Raw genomic sequence first — 20,129 nt, forward strand, 5'->3', positions numbered from 1 at the left:
CCCGTCCGTTCGCGGGCTCAGCACTCACTGACCGGCGCCACCGTAGGGCGGCTGGGGCGGAAACGGCCCCTCAGCCATCCTCCGCCTCCGGCGCCTCCCCGCCAGCACCGCAGCCACCGACACCCCGACCACCACCACGCCGGCAGCGCCAGCGGCGATCACCAGCCCAGTGCCATCACCACCCCCACCGCCGGACGTGGCTCCGGGAACGGCCGAGGGCTGGTCGGTCGCGTCGGTGTCGTCATCGCTCGGCGGTGCGCCCTTCGACTCCGGCCGCTTCACCAAGGGGTTCTCCTTGGGCCCGTTGTCCACCGCGGGGTTCGGCTCCAGCGCCTTCCCGGGGGCAAGGAGGCCGTAGCCGTAGTGGTTGTTGGGCACCACCGTGCCGTTGGCAGGCGGGGTGGCAGATTTGATCAACCGGTTGATCACCTGCCCCGCGGACAGGGTGGGGTACTTGGAGCGGATGAGCGCGGCGGTGGCGGATACGTAGGCGGTGGAGTCCGAAGTGCCGCTCGCCTCCCCGTAACTCGTCGAGGACTTCGCCGTGGCACGGTAGATCTTCACACCGGGCGCGACGAGCGTGGTCTCTGGGCCGGCTGTGGACTTCTCCCACACACCCCCGCTGGAATCCACCGCCCCTACGGCCACCACCCCTGGGAAAGCAGCCGGATACTGGACATCGTTCTGCGCCCCGGTGTTGCCCGTGCCAGCGATCAGCACAACGTCTTTCGAGACGGCATAGTTGACAGCGTTCCGCAGATTTGAGTCGAAGCGGGAGTCACCCGCAAGGGAGACATTGACGACCTTCGCACCATGGTCCGCCGCAAATCGAATTGCATCTGCCAGATCGTGCTGTTGAGAGTCGAGGGTCGGCTGAGCAATGGGGCCATCGCCGGCCGTCCCCACTTTCACCGGCAAGATCTTCGCCTTCGGGGCCAACCCCATGACCCCGGCCTGGGCCCCGTGACCATGACCTGCAATCAGGCTCGCCATCCCGGTGCCGTGCCCGTCGCTGTCCACACGACCGTCCGTGTTCCCTCCGGAGAAGTCCGCCCCAGGAAGCACCTGCCCGGCGAGATCCTGGTGATCTTGGTTCACCCCAGTGTCGATCACCGCGACGACAACCCCGTCGCCTTCGCTCACCGCCCAGACCTTCGCCTCTGCCTCGAAGGTCTTCAGAGCCCACTGCTGGTCCCTGATCTGGTCAGCAGATGCCGTCGGCACCGCGACACCCGACAACAGTGCCCCAGCGGCGAGAGTCACTGCACCGCGCGCCAACCAGCGGCTCGCCAAATCCGGTCACCCCACTCAACGAGGCATCCCGCAGATCACCGACCTGCGGGATGCGATCAGATCACTCGTCCGATTGCGGACCGGTCTCATTCCACCACGTTCGGATTGGCCCGCTTATCCGACGCCCAGGTCTCCTCGTCTTCAACGAGGTAGTCCGGCCGCTTGCCGTCCTTACCTCGGTCCTTCTTCCGGTGCTGTGCCTCACTCATCGGCATCCCGGGAGACATGACGCCTGGGCCACGAGACCCAGGTTCGACGCCTAGCCGGCTCCGAGCCCCCAGCCCGGACCCGCCCTCTGTGAAGGCCTGCTTGCCTCCCGTCCCAGATCCCGGAGGCACTGTCTCACGGACAGCCCCACCAGGTCGGGCCAGAGATCCACCGATCTGTTTGGCGCCGGACACCCCCCGGCCCCCGGCTCCGGCCCCCGGGTAGGCTGCATCCCCGCCGCCGGTACCGACGGCTCGCCCCCAGCGTGGGCTCGTGCCCTCCACCGGCGTCGCGCCGCCAGGGAATTCCTTGCCGCCGACACCGAAGGCAATCGGAGAACTCGGCGTGGTCGGCCTTGTAGGGCTTGCGGTTGCCTGCCCACCACCGCCAACGATCGGTCCGTTCCCCGGACCTGTGGGTATCGTCGTGTTCAGGCCGGACGTCTGGGTCCCCGAGGTGACAGGGCTCGGCGCACTCCCACTCGGAGAGGAGACCGGAGCACCCGAGATACCCGCACCGGGACCGCGACTCTCGGCGTTCGACGGCCTCGGCGAGGCTTGCGCCGTACCCCCCTTGATCCCAGAGTCAGTCGGGACGGCCGCGTTCCGTGATGCAGAGCTGGAAACCATCGATGGAGCAGCAGACCTAGGCCGCTGTGGTGCAGTGGCAGTTGCCGACCGCGTCACCGTTCCCCCGGCTCCGAAGGACGTTCCCGAGACGACTGCAGCCGCCATGGCTGCCGCCCCACTCTGGTCGTTCTGCGCCCCCGAGTCAGGATCGTCGACCGTCACCCGCCGCTTGGAATCTGGCAACGGCGGAGCCTTCAAGGCAGGTGTCGCGATGCGGTAGTGCATCGCGAGGGTCTGCATGACGGCTGCCGCTTCGGCCTTCTTCTGGTCCGTGAGCTGGATGTGGTCGTCCTCGCTGCTGAAGAAGTCCCCGACCTTGTCCTTGAACTGATCCCAGCTGCCCGGTTCCTCGGGCATGGTGCGCTTGGCCGTCGCCATCGCCTCGGACATGTTGTGCAGCGTGTTGGCCGCGTCGTTGGCGTACGCGGCGGCCTCGTTGATGTTGGTGGCGAGGGTCAGCATCGAGGTGTGGAAGGAGTCGCTGGTGGTGCCCTCCCAGGTGGTGGCCGCCTCGGTGCTCACGTTGGTGAGGGTCTTGCGGATCTCCTTGAGCGTGGTCGCCGCCTTGCGCCAGGGGTCGCCGGCGGCCATCACCGCGCCGGGGTCGAGTGCCTGTGCCATCGTGCGGAGATCGGCATGGCTGTACTTGGTGAAATCGGTGTAGGTCACGGGTGGTTCACCTCCGGTCGAGCGATCGGTCAGATGGTGGCGTTGCCGCGCTGGGACGGGACCTGGTTGGCCTGGTACGCGACCTGGCTGGTCGATGAAGGATCGGACACGGACCAACCGTCGCCGGCCAGCTTGAGCTTCGTGCTCACGTGCTGGTCCTGCTCCTCGTAGTTGGTCGCGGTGAGTTCTGCCTTCTTCTGGGCCTGATCGATCGCCTGCTGGAGCTGGTTCAGCACGTCCCGCAGGGCGTCCCGCATGGTGCTGTAGCGGCCGTGGATCTCCGTCGCCTCCGCGAAGGTGCCGAAGGCGGTCTTGCCGATGCCGCTGCGTCCGTGGGTGGTGCTGCCGTTGGCGTCCTTCTCGAATTCCTTCAGCAGCAGCCGTACCTGCCCGGCGAACGTGCGCAGTTGCTCGATCTCGACCCGGTAGCCCTGGTTGGCCCCGCCGGTCGAGCCGGTCCCTGTTCCCATTGCGGCGCCCCCCGTGCGTCCGTTCCTGGCCTTCGGGGCCCGGGCCCCGGTGTCCCATGTCTAACACACCGGGTCGGAACCCCGCCCGGTGCACGGTCAGTTCGAGGGCGTCCTGGTCTGCAGGGCTTCGGCGAGGGCGCGGCGGCAGAGGGAGTCGGCGTGCCGGGTGGTCTCGGGTTGGCGGTAGCGGCGGGCGAGGTCGAGGGTGGTGCGGACGGCGGTGTCGAGGCCGATGCGGTGGCCGACGGAGACGTAGACGGGTTTGACGCCGGGCTGGGTGCGCACCGCGCGGCCGACCTCCTCGCCGGTGACGGGGTCGGTGAGCGGGGTCCAGGAGCCGCGTGCGGCCTCGGGGTCGTGGTGGTCGAAGGTGAAAGGGGTCTTGGCGACGCCGAGGGTGCGCAGTCCGGTGAGGACGCCGAGGTGGCTGGCGAGGCCGAGGCGGCGGGGGTGGGCGAGGCCGTAGCCGTCGCAGACGACGGTGTCGGGGGTGCGGGTGAGGGCGGCCAGTGCGTCGAGGACGGCGGGGAGTTCGCGGAAGGCGAGCAGTCCGGGGACGTAGGGGAAGGCGATCCGGCCGACGGCGGTGGCTTCCTCGACGACGTCCAGGGTGTCCCGGTCGAGGAGGACGGCGGCGGCGACGACGAGGTCGTGGTCGTCGTCGTAGGCGACGTCGACTCCGGCGATGAGCCGGCCGGGGGTGTCGTCGTCCTGGGCGCGGACGAGCGGCCGCAGTCGTTCCTGTTCGGCGAGCGCCTGGGCCTCGGTGGTGGGCCAGTCGGTGGGGATGGGCACGGTCGGTTCCCCCGGGTCTGCGTGGTGTCGGACGGGTTCCACCGTACCGAGGGGTGCGGACGACCCCGGGGTGAGCCCGTGCGCCCCCTGTGCCCCCGACCTCGCGGGCTAGCCTGGTCGTGCCGAACTCCCTTGCCGGGTAGGACTTCTGGCACCGGCATCATTCCCGCCCGTTTCCCCCGACGTGCGAAGGACCCCCCGCCATGCCACGTCCGTCCGCTGCCCAGTTCTGCCTCGGCTCGTTCACCGTCGTCGCCACCACAGTGGCGCTGCTGGCCGTTTCGGGCGCCTCGGGCGTCCTGGAGGTCGCGGTGCTGGTGGGGTTCGCGCTGGCGCTCGGCACCGTGGTGACGGTGCTCTCGGTGGCGGTGTCCGCCCGCTCGGCGGCGGTCGCCGACCGCTCCGGGGCCTCCGCGGCCGCTGCCGGTCGCGAGTACGCCCGGCAGCGCTGATCCGCCGATCAGCGGATCGACGGATCAGCGCTGTCGCGGTCAGATCTCGGTGGTGACCACGACGGTCTTCGCGGCCTTGTCGTGGAGGCACTGCCGGTAGGGCTTGTCGAAGACGCCGAAGAGGCCGTCGATGACCCACCACACGGCGGCGCAGCAGAGCACGGCCGGGAGGATGTAGACGGCGGCCCGGGTCCACGCGGCGGACTGGGTCGGCGAGTTGCCGTCGATCAGCATGGCGACGCGGATCTTCATGGCCTTCTTGCCGAGGGTCTGGCCGTCCCGGCTGAGCATCAGCGCCTCGTAGACGAGGTAGACGGCGCAGCCGAGCCAGAAGGCCTCGGTGGTGCCCTCGCGGGTGCTGAGGTCGACGAAGGGGCCGATGACGAGGACGCCGATGGCCTGCATCAGGACGTAGTCGATGAGGCGGGCGACGATCCGCTTGGGCCAGGTGCCGATCGGCGGCATGCCGGGGACGGGTCCGCCGCTGGCGGTGCCGTACGGGGCGGAGTCGGGGCCGTGGCCGGGCGGGGGCTGGTCGTAGGGCTGCCCGCCGTAGGGCGTTTGGCCGTAGGGGCTCTGACCGGGGGTCGGTCCGCCGTAGCTGCCCTGGTAGGCGCCGGGGCCCTCCCCGGGGGCGCCGGACGGGGCGGGGTGTGGCGGTTCGCCGTCCGGCGTGCCGCCGCCCGGGATGGGGGGCTGCTTGTCGAAGGAGGGCGGACCGCCCCCCTCCGGCTGGGAGCCTGAGGGGTCGTGGGTGCTCATCCCCCGAGTAGAACATCGAGGATTCTCAGCTTTTGGGACATTTTGTCCGTTTTGCTGTCGCGCAGCTCGATCGGCGACCGGGCGAACGCCACCCGGGAACCCGGGACCGCACCGGCCGACTCAGCTGCGGACCACCCTGGTCCGGGCCGCCCGGTCCTGCCAGCCGCGCCGGGCCGGGCGGTCGAACACCGGCCAGACCAGGCCGAGCAGCAGCACCGTGCCGAGCTGCCGGACGACCCACCGCAGCAGCGAGCGGCCGAGGCTCAGTCGGGCGGTCCGTCCGCCGGGGGCACCGGCGTCCACGACCCGGATCCGGACCAGCCGTTTGCCGAAGGTCTGGCCGGTCCGGGCGATCGGCAGCACCTCGTAGACGAGGCTGACGAACACCAGGATGCCGAGCAGGGCGGCGACCTTGGCCAGCACCACGTCGTCGACCAGCCAGACCTGCACGTGGCGGCGGGCGAGGGAGCTGGCCATCCTGGCCTGGTCGACCTTCTGCTGGAGGTGGTCGGAGACCGAGCTGCCGAGCGGGATCCCGGCCGCGACGGCGACCACCAGCAGCACCGCGGTGTCCACCGCCCGGGCCGCCAGCCGCCGCCCCAGCCCGGCGGGCACCAGGGGCGCCGGGGATGCCGGCCGGCGGCGGACGGCGGACTCCCGGGCCGGCCGCACCACCGGCAACGCGGCGACCACGGCCGAGCCCGACACCGGGGCGGCAGCCCCCCGCTCCGGCACCCGCACCGGCACCGGCACCGGCACCGGCACCGCAGACTCCACCGTACGGACCGGCGCCGGCCCGGTCGCCGACCCGGGCCCGGTCGCCGCTCCGGGCCCGGACGCCACCTCGGCCACCGGCTCGGCCACCACCTGGGCCGCCGATTCGACCGCCGCCTCGGCGGTCGGCGCCGCCACCTCGCGGACCGCGCCCGTCATGGCGGGCGCGACGGCCGCCGCCACCTCCACGGCAACCGCAGCGCGCTCCCCCTCCGCACGCCCCTCTTCCTCTTCGAGCGCCCCCGGAAGCACCCCCCAGGACACCCAGCGCGGCGCCCCACCGGTCTCCATCAGGCCCCGCTGCGCCCGCGGATCGGCCTGCCACCCCGAGGCTCCGGCGTCGACACCGGCACCTGCCTCGGCGGCCCCGCCCACCCCGGGGGCCTCCTCCAGCGCGGGCTCGACAATCCGGAACACCGGCCCGCCGATCACCTCGGCGACCCGCGGCCCGACCACGAAGGACGCCCCGCCCGTGGTCTGGTCCAGGTACACCGGCCCGGTGTCCCCCGCCCCCGGAGCCTCCCGCCCGTCCAGCACGGGGACCACCGGCACCGGCGCCGGCACCGGCGCAGAACCAGGCACGGACACCGGCACAGAAACAGGCACCGGCACAGGCACCGGCACGACCAGCGGCACCGGCGACTCCGACCGCGCCAGCGGCACCGGCACCACCGGTGGCGGCACCACCCGCGCCGCCGCGACGTCGGGGGCGGGCCGCCGGGTGGCGTACCGGGGCGGCTGCAGCACCTCGCCCTCGACGGGGGCGGGCCGGCTGGTGCCCGGCACCCAGGCCGAGCCGCCCCAGTAGCGGACGAACCCGGGGATGGACGGGTCGGCGTAGTAGCCGGGCTCGGGTGCGACGGCCGGGTCGCCGTCGGCGGCGAAGGAGCGGTCCGTCATGGGGGTCTTCTCTCCTGTCGGGCCTTGACGAGGGCCGTTGAGGGGCGGGCCTCGGCAGATCCAAAGATCGAAACGTGGTCGGAACCGGGTCGGTCCGAGCACAGGGCAACGCCGCGCCCGCACACACCCCGGGGCGTACGGGGCGCTCGGGGCGCGTGGGGGCACCACCGAAGGCGGACAGTCGCCGGACAGTTACAAAGGGTAGTACCTCACCGGAGCCCCCACGGAAAGTTGACGATTCCCCGGACAGCGGAGGCCCGCCCGGGGTAGGGGCCGACGCACAGCGGGACCGCCACACCCCCGCCGCCCGAAACTTCCCGGAGAAATCCCGGAAACGTGTGTAAGAACCGGCGCGGACCGCCCTCTCAAAGGTCACAGGGCCCGGATGCGGGCACGAACCGAAGGCAGAGAGGAAGACGATCATGGACCGCCCCGTCAGCGTCGTGGAGCACGAGCTGGAGCTGAACCTGGTGCTCTCCCCGGAGCACAGCGTCCCCGTCCCGGCCCGGCTGACCTACGGCAGCCACGACCCGTACGCCGTGTACATCACCTTCCACCTGGACACCGGCTCCCCGGTGACCTGGGTGTTCGCCCGCGAGCTGCTGGTCGAGGGCACCTTCCGCCCGTGCGGCCAGGGCGACGTGCGGATCTGGCCGACCCGTTCGGGCCGGCGCAGCGTGCTGTGCATGGCGCTGAGCTCCCCGGCCGGGGACGCGCTGCTGGAGGCGCCGCTGCCGGTCGTCGCGGCCTGGCTGGAGCGGGCGCACCGGCTGGTGCCGCCGGGCAGCGAGCTGGCCGCCCTCGACATGGACGGCTCGCTCGCCGAGCTGCTCGCGTAGGCGTGCGGGTCGTGCGCCGCAGCCTACGGAGCGTACGGAGAGCCCCCGCCGGCTCAGCGGGCCGCGGGGGCCTGCTGACGACCGCGGGCGGCGTCCGGGCCGCCGTCGCCGTCGCGCTGTCCGGGCAGCCGGACCGGCGGGGCACCGGCGGAGCGCCGGCGTGCCCTTATCCGGATGGCGGCGGCGAGCAGGAAGCAGAGGCCGACCCACGGGTAGATCGAGGTCGGCAGCTGGTTCAGCGGTGACATGTGGAGCACGGCCGCGCCGACCGGCTTGGCGGCCCACATCGCGAAGGACAGGAAGGCCAGCAGGGTGGCCCAGAACGCGGCCCGCCAGCGCAGTCGGCGGACGCCGGCCGGGCGGGCGCGCTCGACGGAGGCCTCGGCGGCGAGCAGTACGAGGACCGGCACGCACCAGACCCAGTGGTGGGTCCAGCTGATCGGCGAGATCAGCACGGCCGTGACGGCGGTGACGCAGAAGCCCCAGGCCTCGGCCCGGGGCAGCCAGCGGCCGCCGCGGACGGCCCAGGCGGCGACGGCGAGGCCGGCCACCGCGACCAGGCCCGCCCCGAGGGTGGCGAGGAAGCCGGGGTCGGCGCTGTGCAGCAGGCGGGCGAAGGCGCCGCGCAGCGACTGGTTGTCGACGATCTCGGTCTTGCCGACCCGGGAGGAGTCGTAGAGGTACTTGGTCCAGAAGCCCCAGGTGGCGTCGGGGAGGAAGAGCGCGCCGATCAGGAAGGTGCCGAGGAAGGTGAGGCCGGCGGTGAAGGCGGCCCGGACCCGGCCGGTGACCAGCAGGTAGACGGCGAACAGGCCGGGGGTGAGCTTGATGCCGGCGGCGATGCCGATCGCGATGCCCTTGCTGCGGTGGGCGTCGGACCGGGTGAGGTCCCAGAGGATCAGGCAGCCGAGCGCGAGGTTGATCTGGCCGTACCGGAGCGTGGTGAAGACGGGTTCGAGCCAGACGCCGAGGCCGGTGATCAGGACCACACCGATCGGCCGGAGTTCGCGGCGCGGCCAGCCGACCAGCTTGAAGGACAGGTGGGCCATCAGCGCGAGCAGCCCGAGGTTGCCGAGAGTGATCACCACGCGGAGGATGGGGATCGGCAGCCAGGTGGTCGGGACGAACAGCATGGCCGCGAACGGGGGGTAGGTCGCGGGGAGGTTCCACTCGGTGACGCGCAGCGCGTAGAGGTCGGTGCCGTTGGCGACGGCGGCGCCCTCGGCCCGGTAGACGATCATGTCGACCATCGAGGTGTGGACGAAGTGGCGGACCACTGCGTACACGACCAGCGACAGCAGTGCCACGGACGAGGCGATCAGCATCGGGCGGCGGGGGGCCTCACGCAGTGCGCGCACGGGGGCACCGAGCGCGACGCGCAGCCGGTCGGACAGGGGAGCGGGCGACGGGGCGGATACGGTCCGCACCGGGCTGCGCTCGTCTTGTACCGCTGTCACCTGTCCACTCCGTCCACCGCTCGGCCAACCAGCGACGATACCGGATGCGACCCGTCCCGTCCTGGGCGCGATCGACTACTCGCAGTGACGACAGTGCCCCGACCGACCGTGCTCGGCTGCGGGCTGAGCACGGGCGGCCGGGGCGGTCCGAGGGGCCGGACCCCGGCGCGGGGGCCTCAGCCGGTGTAGCGGCCGAAGGCCCGGGTGAAGTCCAGCGGCTGCTGGACGATGCTGCTGCAACTGGCGTCCGCGGTGGCCCTGGCGCCGCCGGCGCAGGCCTTGTCCCGGGTCCCGGACCACATGGCCAGCCAGGCGAGGTGCTTGCCGGCCGCGAAGTCGGCCAGCTGCTCGGCGTCGGCCACCGTGAAGACCTCGCTGGCGACGTCGTTGACGCCGATCATCGGGGTGACCGCGACCTTGCGCCAGGCGGCCGCGTCGTCCAGCCCCAGCACGCTCTTGACCTGGGCCTGGGTGGCGGTGGCCGCGGCGATCGCGTACGTGCCCATCCGCCCCTGCGGGTTGGGGGCGACGCCGTCGCCGAAGTCCATGGCCATGATGTTGACGGCACCGATCGCAACACCGGCGACCTTGGCACCGGCGACCAGGTCGACGCCGTCCTGGGTCAGGCCGGAGGGCAGCGCGGGCAGGGTGAAGGAGACGTCGAGCGGCCTGCCCTTCGCGGCGGCCTCGCGCTGGAGCTGGGCGACGGCCTGGGCCCGCCGGGTGTTGGCGGCGGTGTCGGCGATCGCGCCGCCCTCGACGTCGAAGTCGAGCCGGGTCACGCCGTACGCGTCGATCACCGTGCGGTACGCGGCGGCCAGGTCGGCGGTGGAGCCGCAGGCCAGGGCCAGCTCGCTGCCGTTGGCGCCGCCGAAGGAGACCCGGACGTCGCCGCCGATCGCGCGCAGGGCGCCGATCTGGGCGGCCACCGCGTCGGCGGACAGGTCGCTGACCCCGCCCCACTTGGGTACGCAGCCGCCGCCGGAGACCACGAAGGCGAGGGTGAACCGCTTCACCCCGGTGGCCTTGGCGGTGGCGACCAGGTCGTAGGGCGGGTAGAGCGAGGTGTCGACGTACGGGGCGAAGCCGCCCCCGGCGCCGGCCGGGGGGACGGGCACACCGGTCGCCGTGGGGGTGGCGGTCGGGGTGGCGGTCGGCTTCCCGGTGGCGGTCGGGGTCGGGGTCGGCTTCCCGGTGGCGGTGGCCGTGGCAGTGGCGGTCGGACCGGCCGTCGCGGTCGCGGTGGGCGAGGTCGAGCCGGTGGGCGCCACCGTGGGGGTGGTGGTCGGGCGTCCGGAGGGGGTGGGCGCGGGGCCCTCGCCGGCCGTGCAGGAGGCGTTGTTGATCAGGCAGTTCCCGGGCTCGGCCTGCGCCGCGCCGGCGCCCTGGGCGACGAAGCCGACCACCACGCCCTTCCCCGGGTCCAACCGCTTGCTCCAGGCCTCCGGCCTGACGGTGACGTGCTGCCCGGCGACGGTGAAGGTGGCGTTCCAGAGCGAGTCGATCTTCGCGCCGGCCGGCAGGTCGAAGCTGAGCGTCCAGTCCTCGATCGGATCGGCGGCCGGGTTGGTGACGAGGTACTGGCCGGTGTAGCCGGCGTCCCAGCTGCTGGTGCGGCTGTAGACGGCGCCGAGCGGGGCGGCGCTGGCCGAGGAGGCGAGCACCACCGTCCCGCCCGCGACCAGGGCGACGGCGACCGCCGAGGCCCCGATGATCGTCCCCTTGCGGCTGCGCCTGCGGCGGCCGGAACGGCGGGTGGGTCGGGTGGTCATGCGCGTTACCTCCGCGGGAGCCTGCGGTCGGCACCGTTCGCGGGTGCCTGCGGTCGGCCGCCGTCCGGACGGGCCGCGCACAGGTGCGCGGGGACGTCCCGGGCGGCCGGACCGGCTCGGTCGGGTGACCGGCGCGACCGACGCTAGCCGCGCCCGGGGCCGGAAACCGCGGGCTGAGCGAGGGGTGAAGCTCCCTTAGGCCGCAGTTAAGGAAGAGGCCCCGGAGGAGGAGGCCCCGGAGGAGTAGGCCTCGGAGGAAGAGGCCCCCTCCCGACCCGTCGTCACTTCGGGAACAGCGCACCCCGGGTCCGCCGCCGTCCGGCCCGGGCGGGCGGGGCCTCCGTCGGGCGGGTGCGCAGCCGCAGCCTGGTCTCCGCGCCGCCGAGCACGGCGGAGCGGCCGAGTGCCAGGTCGCCGCCGGTGGACTCGGCGAGCTTGCGCACAATGTCCAGTCCGAGGCCGGTGGAGCCCTCGCCGCCGTGGCCCTCGCCGCGTTTGAGGGCGGCGGCCGGGTCGCTGTAGCCGGGCCCGGCGTCGCCGACCAGCACGATCACCGCGTTCTCGGTGGCCAGGACGTCCACCGAGAAGGCGGTGCCGACGGCGGTGTGCCGGAAGACGTTGCCGAGCAGGGCGTCGACGGCGGCGGCCAGGTCGCCGCGCTGGACGGGAACGGGCGCGGCGCGTTCGGCGCCGGCCAGTTGCCAGCGGCGGCCCTCGTCCTCGGCCAGCGCGGACCAGAAGCCGACCCGTTCGCGGATCACCTCGGCGGCGTCGCAGCCGACCGCGACGGCGGGCGCGTCCTCGGGGGCGCGGCGGGCGGAGCGGATGATCTGGTCGACCTCGCGCTCCAGTTGGGCCACCGCGTGCCGGGTGGCGTCGGCCGCGTCGCCGTCGCCGAGGGAGGCGGCGTTGAGCCGCAGCACGGTCAGCGGGGTACGCAGTCGGTGCGACAGGTCGGCGGCCAACTCGCGCTCTGCCGCGAGGAGTTGGACCACCCTGTCGGCCATGGCGTTGAACGCGTTGGCGGCCTCGCGGAGTTCCTCGGGGCTGCCGTCGACCTGCTTGCCCGTCACCGGGACGCGCACCGCGAGGTCCCCGGCGCCCAGCGAGCGGGCGGCGGCGGCCAGCCGGCGGGCGGAGGCCACGATCCGGCCGCCCATCCGGTCGGCGACCAGCACCGAGAGGGCGACCAGGCCGAGTGCGACGGCGGAGAGCACCAGCCAGGCGGTGGCGACGCCCCGGGTGAGGTCGCTCTCGGCGACGAACACCTCGACCACGGCGGTCCGCCCGGTGTCCACCGCAACCGGCTGGAGCAGCGCGTAGCCGCCGGGCACCGCGACGGTGAAGGCCCGGCCCTGGTCGCCGGCCGTGGCCACGTCCACCGCGGCGGCGCGCCCCTCCCCGAGGGTCGGCCCGTCGGGCCCGCCGGACCCCGCGGGCGCCCGGGTCGCACCGGCCCCCGCGGCCGCCCCGGCCCCGCCCGAGGCCCAGGACTCCCCCGCGGGCACCGGCAGGTGCACCGCCATCCGGCCCTGGCCCCCCGCGTCGGTGCTGGCCAGCGCACGGTTGACGGCGTCCTGGTCGGTGGTGATCGCCAGGGCCGGCCCGAGCGCCGCGGCCTGCCGCTCGGCGGCGGTGAACGCCCGGTCCCGGGCGGTCTGCTGGACCATCAGGCCGAGCGGGATGAGGAAGGCCAGCGCGACCATGGTGGTCCCGGCCACGGCGGCCTTGATCAGGGCCCAGCGCAGCGAGTGGGTGAACCGCTTCATGTCCGGTGCTCCGCGGGGCCCCCGGTCGCGGGGCCCGCGGTGGCGGCCTCCAGCCGGACCCCGACGCCCCGGACGGTGTGCAGGTAGCGGGGGTTGGAGGCGGTCTCGCCGAGCTTGCGGCGCAGCCAGGAGAGGTGGACGTCGATGGTCTGGTCGCCGCCGTAGGTCTGCTGCCAGACCTCGGCGAGGATCTCCTTGCGCGGTACGACCACTCCGGGCCGGGCGGCCAGGAAGGCCAGCAGGTCGAACTCGCGCCGGGTCAGGTCGAGCAGCCGCCCGTCCAGGACGGCCTCGCGCCGCTGGAGGTCGATGGCCAGTCCGCCGACCCGCAGCACCTGGGCGACGGGCGCGGTGCCGCCGCCGAGCCGGCGCAGCACGGCGGCCATCCGGGCGCTCAGGTGTTCCCCGGAGAAAGGTTTCACCAGGTAGTCGTCGGCACCGTCGTTGAGCAGTCGGACGATCTCGGCCTCGTCGTCCCGCGCGGTCGAGATGATCACCGGGACGTTGGTCAGTCCCCGGATCATCTTGAGCGCCTCGCTGCCGTCCAGGTCCGGCAGGCCCAGGTCCAGGATCACCAGGTCGCAGCCGACCTGGGCGACCTCCCGCAGCGCCTCCAGGGCCGTGCCCACACTGCGGACCGCGTGACCGGTGTCGGTCAGGTGGCGGATGAGCGCGGAACGTACGAAGGGGTCGTCCTCGACCACGAGCACTGTTGCCATGGCCCTGCACGGTACGCCATCGGCGGGCAGTGGTCTGTACCTCGGGGGTGGCTGCGCACCGCCTCCGGACCTGGTGCAACTCCCCTGCCGAACACCGGGGGTACCCGTCACGACCTGCCCGGAAATGCGGCAGGATGTGCGGACGATGCGGAACGGACTGGTACAGCTCTGCGCCTGGGCGGCGGCCACCGGGGCGGCGGTGGCGCTGTCCTGGCTCGGCGTGCACGCCGTGCTCAGCGGAGCCGCGTTCGAGCGGCCCACCGCGCTGCCGCTGCCCTCCCCCAAGATCGGGAGCACCCCGTACGGAGCGGGCGCCACCCCCGGCCGGACGCCGACCGGCGACGCACCCTCCCCGCCGGCCTCCCCGACCCCGACCACGAGCGCGGCCGCCACCGCCGCGCACGCCCCGGTCACCACCGCGGCCGCCCCGCCGACCAGGAAGCCCGTGCCCGCCGCCACCACCCCGACGTCGACGGTGAAGAGCTACCCCGTCCCCGGCGGCCGGGTCGCCCTGGACATCCGCGCCGACCGGGCCTCACTGGTCTCCGCCACCCCGGACCCGGGCTGGCAGATGCAGGTCTGGAACGGCGACCAGTGGATGCGGGTGGACTTCACCAAGGACAACCAGGCCAACTCGGTCTTCGTCTACTGGAACGGCCACCCGCCGGTCGTGGAGACGGCGGTCCGCTGACCCGCCGCCGCCCGCTCCCCCGCCACCGCACCCGCCGTACCGGTCACCACCCCGCGAAGGCCTCGTACCCCGGCAGGTACGGCCCCGCGTACCCCGACCGGTCGACCAGGGTGTGCCGGGAGCCGCCCGGCACCGCGATGGTGGCCAGCACCACCGAGCCGTACCGGTCCCGCACCTCGTACGGTTCGGCCAGCGACAGCGCACCCCGGTCCACGGCGTAGTCGTACGCGTAGGGGACGTCCGGCACGCCGACCGCGAGGTCCAGCACGCCGTCCCCGTAGCGCTCCAGGTGCGCCGCCAGCTCCCGGCCGCGCGGGCCGATCACCTGCACCGGCGAGGTGAGCACGATCCGCGTCCCGGGCCCGGCCAGCACGTAGGAGACCGCCTCCGGGTCGCCGGTCCCCGGCCCGGCGTACGCGGTACAGCGCAGCCCGAGCGCCGCCAGGTAGCGGCGGGCCGCCCGCTCGGCGTCGCCGACCACGAACACCACCGCGTCGGCGCGGCCGGGCGGCAGCGGCCCCGGGTCCTCCGGTCCCCCGGCCGGGCCCGCGGCGAGCAGGACGGATTCGGCGGCGGTGTCGGTCATGACGGCCCTCCCGGTAGGCGTACGGACCACCCGGCGCCCGGGGTGGGGCCCGGAGCACGGGATCGTGGCTGGAGGGTGGCGCCGGGCCGACCGACGCGCAACTGTTCCGTTTCCTCCTGGTCAAGCTGCGCCCCGGAGCGGGAGAATCGGCGGCACCGCTGTACAGAATGCCCACCGGAGGACCGAGCCGCGATGCCCCCCGCCCACTCCCCGAGCGCCCCGGGCTCCCCCGACCCGTCCGCCCCCCAGGGCGCCCCCACGGCCCCGGCCGGCACCGGCACCGGCACCAGTGGCGGTGGCGGCAACGACACCATCGACGCCCTGGACGGCCGGCTGATCCGGCTGCTCGCCGAGGAGCCCCGGATCGGCGTGCTGGAGTGCTCGCGCCGGCTCCAGGTCGCCCGGGGCACCGTGCAGGCCCGGCTGGACCGGCTGCAGGCCAAGGGGGTGATCAGCGGGTTCGGCCCGGAGGTGGACCCGGCCGCGATCGGCTACCCCGTGACGGCCTTCGCCACCCTGGAGATCTCCCAGGGCCAGGGCGCGGACGTACGGGCGCACCTGGCGCGGGTGCCGGAGGTGCTGGAGCTGCACACGATCACCGGGATCGGGGACATGCTGGTGCGGATCGTGGCCCGCTCCAACGCGGACCTCCAGCGGGTGATCGACCGGGTGCTGGGCTTCGACGGGATCGTCCGCTCCTCCACCGCGATCGTGCTGGAGAACCCGGTGCCGTACCGGATCCTGCCGCTGGTGGACCAGGCGGCCGCCGAGTAGGGCGGGGCGGCTCAGCAGCTGGGAACGCTGCCGCCGCTCTTCAACGCCTCGAGCGCCTGCACCGACTCGGCGAGCGTGCCCACCGGCACCAGCCGCAGCGTCTTGGGGGTGTTCACCTTGGCGTCCGTGCACTCGTCCTTGGGCAGCAGGAACACCGTGGCGCCGTCCCGGGCCGCCGCCTGGGTCTTCAACGGGACGCCGCCGACGGGGCCGACGGTGCCGTCGTCGTCGATGGTGCCGGTGCCCGCGATCCTGAGCCCGCCGGTGAGGTCGCCGCCCTTGCCGTCGCCGGCCAGCTTGTCGACGATGCCCAGCGCCAGCATCTGTCCGGCGCTGGGGCCGCCCACGTCACCCAGGTCGACCTTGACCTTCACCTGGGCCGGCGAGAGGTGGAGGTAGCCGAGCGCGGCCGCGGTGGCGCTGTCCTGGGACTCGGCCATCTGCTGGGCCGTCACCTGCTCCGCCTTGGCCGGGTTGCTCTGCGGGTACACCGTCTCGGTCGGCCGGACGGCCTCCTTCGGGTCGAACCACGCCCGCAGGCCCCGCCAGAACGTGGTCTTCTGCCCCGGGTTGGTGGCCGAGATGGTGACCATCCGCAGCTCGCCCTCGGTGCTGCGCAGCGGCGCCCCGGTGATGGTGAGCACCGGCCGGTCCTGATAGCTGCCGAGGGTGTCCGCGGTCAGGCCCGGCCAGGTGATCGTGTACGGCAGCGGGACGAAGGCCGCCACGCCGAACAGCGCGGCGACCAGGACCCCGCAGAGCGCGAGCGAGCGGGTCCGCGGGGACGGGAGGGCCTTGGGCAGCTTGGTGTCGGACACAAGGGGAATCCAAACACACCCGACACTCCTGCGTGGTTCGCCCGCTCGCCCCGCGCCGGGGGGCGGGCGCTACCTCAGGGCGTCGGCCACCTCGGTGGCCGCCTCCACCACCCGGGGGCCGACCCGTTCGGGCACCAGTCCGTTGAGCATCACCACGCCGACGCTGCCCTCGATGCCGCTCAGCCCGAGCAGCGCGGCGGCGGCCCCGCTGGCCCCGGACTGCTCCTCCGCACGGGTGATGACGAATCCCTGTTCGGGCCGGCGCTGGCTGGGGAAGCCGCGGGCCTCCAGGATCGCCCGGCCGGCCGCGCTCTCGCCGAGCGGGTGGCGCAGGCCGGTGCGGTAGGCGACGTGGAAGTCGGTCCAGCTGGGCTCGACGACGGCGACGGCCAGCGCCTCGTTGCCGTCCACCAGGGTCAGGTGGGCGGTGGCGCCGAGGTCCTCGGCGAGGCTGCGCAGGGCGGGGAGTGCGGCCTCGCGCAGCAGCGGGTGCACCCGGTGGGCCAGGCGCAGCACGCCGAGGCCGACCCGGGCCCGGCCGCCGATGTCGCGGCGGACCAGGCCGTGCTGCTCCAGGGTGGCGAGGAGCCGGTAGACCACGGTGCGGTTGACGGCGAGCCGGGCGGCCAGCTCGGTGACGGTGAGCCCGCGTTCGGAGTCGGCGAGGAGCTTGAGGACGCGGACGCCGCGGTCCAGTGTCTGGGAGGTCTCTGCTGTCACGACGGGCAGTCCTTTCCGCGGCGCTCGCGGGGCGTGCGGCGCCGGGCCAAAAGGTCGGTGTCGCGCGCAGGTGGGGGTGGCCGCGCTCGGGCCGTGCGGCGTCGTCCTTGACGACCGCACGGTCCTGCGGAGCCCGTCCCGCGGGGGTTGCCCGGCGGAAGAGCGTGGGGGAAAGGTAGTGAAGGAATTCCCGCGGCGGAAGTGGTTGTCCAAAATTCGGTCGTGATCGTCATCGCCGCCGCCGGGAATTCCGGACAAAACCTGCCGTTCCACCGGCCCGACCAGGGCGTCAGTTCGACCCCGGTCCGATGTCCGGACACCCCGGGGGGAGGCGGTCCGGGCCGCGGCGGCCCGGATCCGCCTGCCGGACCGTTACTTCGCCCACTCCCGGATCTTGGCGATCCGCGCCGTCAACTGGTTGGCGGTGGCCTGCGCGGTCAGCGGCCCGCCGCACTGGCGGCGCAGCTCGTTGTGGACGGTGCCGTGCGGCTGGTTGGTGCGGTGGTGCCAGGCGGCGACCAGCGCGTTCAGCTCCTTGCGCAGCTCGCGCAGCTCCTGGTGGGTGACCACCGGCCGCTGCTCGGCCGGGAGCTCCAGCAGGTCGGCCTCCTCGGCGGGCTTGGTCTTGCTGCGCTGGATCTGCCGGTGCTGGCGCTTCTGCAGCAGCATCTGCACCTGGTCCGGCTCCAGCAGGCCCGGGATGCCGAGGTAGTCCTCCTCCTCCTCGCTCCCCGGGTGGGCCTGCATGCCGAACTCCATGGCGTTGTACAGCACCCGGTCGAAGACCGCCTCGGAGCCCAGCGCCTCGTAGGAGAACTCCTCGCCGCCCGCGCCGTCCGGCCCGTCGTTGGCGCGCTCGGCCTCGGCGAGCAGCCGGTCCTCCTCGTCGAAGAGGCCGTCGCCCTCCTTCTTCGGCCGGTCCAGCACGTGGTCGCGCTGGAGCTCCATCTCGTTGGCGAAGCCCAGCAGCATCGGGATGGTCGGCAGGAACACCGAGGCGGTCTCGCCGCGCTTGCGGGCGCGCACGAAGCGGCCGACGGCCTGGGCGAAGAACAGCGGGGTGGAGATCGAGGTGGCGTACACCCCGACGCACAGCCGGGGCACGTCGACGCCCTCGGACACCATGCGGACGGCGACCATCCAGCGCGAGGTCCCCTCCGCGTAGTCGGAGATCCGCTTCGAGGCCTCGGTCTCGTCGGAGAGCACCAGGGTGACCTTCTCGCCGCTGATCTCGCGCAGCATCTTGGCGTAGGCGCGGGCCACGTTCTGGTCGGTGGCGATCACCAGTCCGCCGGCGTCCGGGATCGCCTTGCGGACCTCGGTGAGCCGGCGGTCGGCGGCCTGGAGGACGGAGGGGATCCACTCGCCCTGCGGGGAGAGCGCGGTGCGCCAGGCCTGGGCGATCAGGTCCTTGGTCATCGGCTCGCCGAGCCGGGCCTCCAGCTCGTCGCCGGACTTGGTGCGCCAGCGCATGTTGCCGCTGTAGCTGAGGAAGATCACCGGGCGGACGACGTGGTCGGCGAGCGCGTGCCCGTAGCCGTAGGTGTAGTCGGCGATGGACTTGCGGATGCCGTCGCTGCCCGCGTCGTAGGCCACGAAGGGGATCGGGTTGGTGTCCGAGCGGAACGGCGTCCCGGTCAGCGCCAGCCGGCGGGTGGCCGGCTCGAAGGCCTCGAAGCAGGCCTCGCCCCAGGACTTGGAGTCACCGGCGTGGTGGATCTCGTCCATGATCACGAGGGTCTTGCGGGCCTCGGTCCGGTTCCGGTGCAGCATCGGGTTGACCCCGACGCCCGCGTAGGTGACCACGATGCCGTGGTAGTCCCGGGAGAGCGGGCCGGAGGAGTACGCCGGGTCCAGCCGGATGCCTATCCGTGCGGCGGCCTCGGCCCACTGCTTCTTGAGGTGCTCGGTCGGGGCGACGACGGTCACCTGCTGCACCAGGTGGTTGTGCAGCAGGTACGAGGCCAGGGTGAGGGCGAAGGTGGTCTTGCCGGCGCCCGGGGTGGCGACCGCGAGGAAGTCCCGCGGCTGGGTCTCGATGTACTTGTCCAGCGCACCCTGCTGCCAGGCCCGCAGCTTGCCCGCGGTGCCCCAGGGGGCACGACCGGGGAAGGCCGGGGAGAGGTGGTGCGAGGCGGCGGGCGCGGCGTGGCCGACGACCCGGGCGGGCTCCTGCTGCTCCGGTGCGTCGGAAAACAGCGGCATCGAGGAGGCGGCGGCAGTACTCACGGTCTCCGAGGGGGGATCATCGCAGGTCAGGGGCGGTTTGGCGGCCCCGCCCCGCGGTCGGGCGGCGATCGGACAACCCGCCCAGCGTACCGGCCCGGCGCCGTTCGGGCCTCCAGGCCGGGCTCCGCGCCGGGCCCGGGCGGCCGGAAATCGCTGTGACGCAGGTCACGTCGATTCCGCCGCGGAACCGGGTAATCCCCACCGGCCCCGGGACTCTCACCAGGGTGAGGCCGCCCCAACCCCACCTGCCGTCGGGCGGCCCGCACCGAACGAAGGGACCCACCCCTTGTACTCCGCCGTCGAAGAGACCGTCCAGGCCCGCCTGATCCTCTCCCCGCAGCGTTCCGCCCGGCTGTGCGTGGTCCTGTCGTACCTGCCGGAGGACCCGTACGCGGTCCGGATGGCCTTCCCGGCCGAGTTCTCGCTGGACGGGCCCGCGGACGAGCGGGCCGACGAGGACATCGTCTGGGTGTTCGCCCGCCAGCTGCTCTCGGCCGGCCTGGAGCTGCCGGCCGGGGTCGGCGACGTCCACGTCCGCCCCGCCCCCGCCCGGCGCACCATGGTCGAGCTGCGGGCCCCGGAGGGCACCGCGCTGCTCCGGTTCGACACCGGGGACCTGCGCCGGTTCCTGTGGCGCAGCCGCCTGCTCGTCCCGGAGGGCGAGGAGCACCTGCACCTGGACGCCGACCGCGCCCTCGCCCAGCTGCTCGGCTGACGGGGGCGCGGCCCCCGGGCCCGGGGCCCGGGGTCGGGGCCCGGGGTCGGGGCCGGGGGCGCCGCTCGCCCGAGCACCGGTCCAGCCGG

At 73.6% G+C, this 20,129-nt stretch carries 19 protein-coding genes; 5 read left to right on the forward strand and 14 right to left on the reverse strand.

All coding sequences use genetic code 11. The features are described 5' to 3' along the window. Positions 1 to 24: 24 nt before the first annotated feature. From mycP to ACFV8H_RS22720, 4 genes are all read right to left on the reverse strand, one after another. A complete protein-coding gene (mycP, locus tag ACFV8H_RS22705) occupies positions 25 to 1,293 on the reverse strand; it encodes a type VII secretion-associated serine protease mycosin (RefSeq protein WP_380402804.1) in 1,269 nt (422 codons plus the stop codon). A gap of 86 nt (positions 1,294 to 1,379) precedes the next feature. Then, positions 1,380 to 2,798: a WXG100 family type VII secretion target gene (locus tag ACFV8H_RS22710; RefSeq protein ID WP_380402807.1), complete on the reverse strand. Its 1,419-nt coding sequence runs from the start codon at positions 2,796 to 2,798 to the stop codon at positions 1,380 to 1,382. 29 nt (positions 2,799 to 2,827) lie between these two features. Continuing rightward, positions 2,828 to 3,268 (reverse strand): hypothetical protein, encoded by a 441-nt coding sequence (locus ACFV8H_RS22715; RefSeq protein WP_380402809.1) that lies wholly within the window; start codon positions 3,266 to 3,268, stop codon positions 2,828 to 2,830. Between the two features lie 96 nt (positions 3,269 to 3,364). Then, positions 3,365 to 4,063, reverse strand: a complete 699-nt coding sequence (locus ACFV8H_RS22720) for an endonuclease V (RefSeq protein WP_380402812.1) — start codon at positions 4,061 to 4,063, stop codon at positions 3,365 to 3,367. Positions 4,064 to 4,266: 203 nt separating this feature from the next. Here ACFV8H_RS22720 and ACFV8H_RS22725 point away from each other — a divergent pair, with 203 nt between their 5' ends. Then, complete coding sequence (locus tag ACFV8H_RS22725; protein ID WP_380402815.1) at positions 4,267 to 4,515, forward strand: hypothetical protein; 249 nt, start codon at positions 4,267 to 4,269, stop codon at positions 4,513 to 4,515. A gap of 39 nt (positions 4,516 to 4,554) precedes the next feature. Here ACFV8H_RS22725 and ACFV8H_RS22730 read toward each other — a convergent pair whose 3' ends face one another. Then, complete coding sequence (locus ACFV8H_RS22730) at positions 4,555 to 5,277, reverse strand: RDD family protein (RefSeq protein WP_380402818.1); 723 nt, start codon at positions 5,275 to 5,277, stop codon at positions 4,555 to 4,557. 120 nt (positions 5,278 to 5,397) lie between these two features. Then, entirely contained in the window at positions 5,398 to 6,951 is a 1,554-nt protein-coding gene (locus ACFV8H_RS22735; RefSeq protein ID WP_380402821.1) for an RDD family protein, read from the reverse strand. Positions 6,952 to 7,373: 422 nt separating this feature from the next. Here ACFV8H_RS22735 and ACFV8H_RS22740 point away from each other — a divergent pair, with 422 nt between their 5' ends. Then, the gene (locus ACFV8H_RS22740; protein ID WP_188307044.1) at positions 7,374 to 7,790 is read left to right on the forward strand and encodes an SsgA family sporulation/cell division regulator; all 417 of its coding nucleotides are present in this window, start codon (positions 7,374 to 7,376) and stop codon (positions 7,788 to 7,790) included. A 53-nt stretch (positions 7,791 to 7,843) separates the two neighbouring features. Here ACFV8H_RS22740 and ACFV8H_RS22745 read toward each other — a convergent pair whose 3' ends face one another. The 4 genes from ACFV8H_RS22745 to ACFV8H_RS22760 form a co-directional block, all read right to left on the reverse strand. Beyond that, positions 7,844 to 9,247, reverse strand: coding sequence for a glycosyltransferase 87 family protein (locus tag ACFV8H_RS22745; RefSeq protein WP_380402824.1), 1,404 nt, complete (start codon positions 9,245 to 9,247; stop codon positions 7,844 to 7,846). A gap of 176 nt (positions 9,248 to 9,423) precedes the next feature. After that, a complete protein-coding gene (locus ACFV8H_RS22750; RefSeq protein ID WP_380402827.1) occupies positions 9,424 to 11,019 on the reverse strand; it encodes a cellulose binding domain-containing protein in 1,596 nt (531 codons plus the stop codon). A 281-nt stretch (positions 11,020 to 11,300) separates the two neighbouring features. Then, entirely contained in the window at positions 11,301 to 12,788 is a 1,488-nt protein-coding gene (locus ACFV8H_RS22755) for a sensor histidine kinase (protein ID WP_380402830.1), read from the reverse strand. Next, positions 12,785 to 13,507: a response regulator transcription factor gene (locus tag ACFV8H_RS22760; RefSeq protein WP_375883033.1), complete on the reverse strand. Its 723-nt coding sequence runs from the start codon at positions 13,505 to 13,507 to the stop codon at positions 12,785 to 12,787. The genes ACFV8H_RS22755 and ACFV8H_RS22760 overlap by 4 nt, the downstream gene beginning before the upstream one ends. A 145-nt stretch (positions 13,508 to 13,652) precedes the next feature. On the opposite strand from ACFV8H_RS22760, the gene ACFV8H_RS22765 reads away from it, so the two are divergent. Continuing rightward, positions 13,653 to 14,198, forward strand: coding sequence for a hypothetical protein (locus ACFV8H_RS22765; protein WP_380402833.1), 546 nt, complete (start codon positions 13,653 to 13,655; stop codon positions 14,196 to 14,198). Between the two features lie 43 nt (positions 14,199 to 14,241). On the opposite strand, the gene ACFV8H_RS22770 is transcribed toward ACFV8H_RS22765, so the two are convergent. Continuing rightward, on the reverse strand, positions 14,242 to 14,784 hold the full coding sequence (locus ACFV8H_RS22770) for a VOC family protein (protein ID WP_380402835.1): 543 nt from the start codon (positions 14,782 to 14,784) through the stop codon (positions 14,242 to 14,244). A gap of 192 nt (positions 14,785 to 14,976) precedes the next feature. Between ACFV8H_RS22770 and ACFV8H_RS22775 the strand changes: the two genes are divergently transcribed. Beyond that, on the forward strand, positions 14,977 to 15,558 hold the full coding sequence (locus ACFV8H_RS22775) for an Lrp/AsnC family transcriptional regulator (RefSeq protein WP_380402838.1): 582 nt from the start codon (positions 14,977 to 14,979) through the stop codon (positions 15,556 to 15,558). An 11-nt stretch (positions 15,559 to 15,569) separates the two neighbouring features. Here the strand turns inward: ACFV8H_RS22775 and ACFV8H_RS22780 are convergent, their stop codons facing one another. The 3 genes from ACFV8H_RS22780 to ACFV8H_RS22790 form a co-directional block, all read right to left on the reverse strand. Beyond that, positions 15,570 to 16,376: a S16 family serine protease gene (locus ACFV8H_RS22780; protein ID WP_380402841.1), complete on the reverse strand. Its 807-nt coding sequence runs from the start codon at positions 16,374 to 16,376 to the stop codon at positions 15,570 to 15,572. A 69-nt stretch (positions 16,377 to 16,445) separates the two neighbouring features. Continuing rightward, positions 16,446 to 17,096 (reverse strand): helix-turn-helix domain-containing protein, encoded by a 651-nt coding sequence (locus tag ACFV8H_RS22785; RefSeq protein ID WP_350564128.1) that lies wholly within the window; start codon positions 17,094 to 17,096, stop codon positions 16,446 to 16,448. Positions 17,097 to 17,468: 372 nt separating this feature from the next. After that, a complete protein-coding gene (locus tag ACFV8H_RS22790) occupies positions 17,469 to 19,301 on the reverse strand; it encodes a DEAD/DEAH box helicase (RefSeq protein ID WP_380402888.1) in 1,833 nt (610 codons plus the stop codon). 310 nt (positions 19,302 to 19,611) lie between these two features. Between ACFV8H_RS22790 and ACFV8H_RS22795 the strand changes: the two genes are divergently transcribed. After that, on the forward strand, positions 19,612 to 20,040 hold the full coding sequence (locus tag ACFV8H_RS22795; protein ID WP_380402844.1) for an SsgA family sporulation/cell division regulator: 429 nt from the start codon (positions 19,612 to 19,614) through the stop codon (positions 20,038 to 20,040). The last annotated feature ends 89 nt before the right edge of the window (positions 20,041 to 20,129 follow it).

This window comes from Kitasatospora sp. NPDC059827 (genome assembly GCF_042731675.1).
In the GTDB taxonomy this organism is placed as follows: Bacteria; Actinomycetota; Actinomycetes; order Streptomycetales; family Streptomycetaceae; genus Kitasatospora.

Excerpts from the sequence above, each read along its gene's own strand:
- ACFV8H_RS22730 (WP_380402818.1), bottom strand. The coding sequence starts at position 5,277 with ATGAGCACCCACGACCCCTCAGGCTCCCAGCCGGAGGGGGGCGGTCCG.
- ACFV8H_RS22790 (WP_380402888.1), bottom strand. The coding sequence starts at position 19,301 with ATGCCGCTGTTTTCCGACGCACCGGAGCAGCAGGAGCCCGCCCGGGTC.
- ACFV8H_RS22775 (WP_380402838.1), top strand. The coding sequence starts at position 14,977 with ATGCCCCCCGCCCACTCCCCGAGCGCCCCGGGCTCCCCCGACCCGTCC.
- ACFV8H_RS22715 (WP_380402809.1), bottom strand. The coding sequence starts at position 3,268 with ATGGGAACAGGGACCGGCTCGACCGGCGGGGCCAACCAGGGCTACCGG.
- ACFV8H_RS22770 (WP_380402835.1), bottom strand. The coding sequence starts at position 14,784 with ATGACCGACACCGCCGCCGAATCCGTCCTGCTCGCCGCGGGCCCGGCC.
- ACFV8H_RS22755 (WP_380402830.1), bottom strand. The coding sequence starts at position 12,788 with ATGAAGCGGTTCACCCACTCGCTGCGCTGGGCCCTGATCAAGGCCGCC.
- ACFV8H_RS22740 (WP_188307044.1), top strand. The coding sequence starts at position 7,374 with ATGGACCGCCCCGTCAGCGTCGTGGAGCACGAGCTGGAGCTGAACCTG.
- ACFV8H_RS22725 (WP_380402815.1), top strand. The coding sequence starts at position 4,267 with ATGCCACGTCCGTCCGCTGCCCAGTTCTGCCTCGGCTCGTTCACCGTC.
- ACFV8H_RS22765 (WP_380402833.1), top strand. The coding sequence starts at position 13,653 with ATGCGGAACGGACTGGTACAGCTCTGCGCCTGGGCGGCGGCCACCGGG.
- ACFV8H_RS22735 (WP_380402821.1), bottom strand. The coding sequence starts at position 6,951 with ATGACGGACCGCTCCTTCGCCGCCGACGGCGACCCGGCCGTCGCACCC.
- ACFV8H_RS22760 (WP_375883033.1), bottom strand. The coding sequence starts at position 13,507 with ATGGCAACAGTGCTCGTGGTCGAGGACGACCCCTTCGTACGTTCCGCG.
- ACFV8H_RS22750 (WP_380402827.1), bottom strand. The coding sequence starts at position 11,019 with ATGACCACCCGACCCACCCGCCGTTCCGGCCGCCGCAGGCGCAGCCGC.